This window comes from Mesorhizobium sp. M7A.F.Ca.CA.003.01.2.1 (genome assembly GCF_003998945.1).
Lineage (GTDB): Bacteria > Pseudomonadota > Alphaproteobacteria > Rhizobiales > Rhizobiaceae > Mesorhizobium > Mesorhizobium ciceri.
This window is the reverse complement of sequence record NZ_RZRA01001616.1, coordinates 1-539: the sequence shown is the minus strand read 5'-3', so window position 1 is coordinate 539 and position 539 is coordinate 1. Positions and strand designations below refer to the sequence as shown.

At 62.0% G+C, this 539-nt stretch carries 2 pseudogenes; both read right to left on the bottom strand.

Going from position 1 to position 539, the window contains the following annotated elements:
* Positions 1–181 (bottom strand): annotated as a pseudogene (locus tag EN969_RS34555) (Na+/H+ antiporter); the annotation flags it as partial.
* Between the two features lie 142 nt (positions 182–323).
* Positions 324–539, bottom strand: a pseudogene (locus EN969_RS34550) (murein L,D-transpeptidase); the annotation flags it as partial.

Here is a 539-nt window from a genome sequence, read left to right as displayed (position 1 = left end):
GAATGAACACCAGCAGGAACAGCTCCGGATTGATCTCGACATGGATGCCGCGCACCGGCCAGGCGAGCGCGGCACCGATCGCAATCTGCAGCACCGGCAACGGCACCCGCACCAGGCGAACCAGCGCGCCGGAAAGCGCCACGAAGACGAGCACGACCAGAATGAAGACAGCGACTTCCATGGTCCGGTTCCAGGCTTTCCCGCCGACCATGCGCAAAGCCGGCCGATCCGTCCAGCCGCCCTCCCGTGAAAAACGCCGCGGCACCCAATCAATGAAAAAAGGCCGCCCTGAGAGGCGGCCTTTTTAAATAGAAATCAAATATTTAAAGCGCGGACGTGATCTGCAGCTCGTTGTTGCCATCAAGCGCGTAGACGTCGTCGCGGAACTGCACCACGCCCGGACCGGTCGACCAGGCCGAGAGATAGAGGAAGTGGACCGGCACCGGATTGGTGACCTGGATCGGCGTGTTTTCACCGGTCTTGATCGCCGCCTCGAAATGCTGGCGGTCCCAGCCGGGCGTGTCGCGCAGGATCCAGGT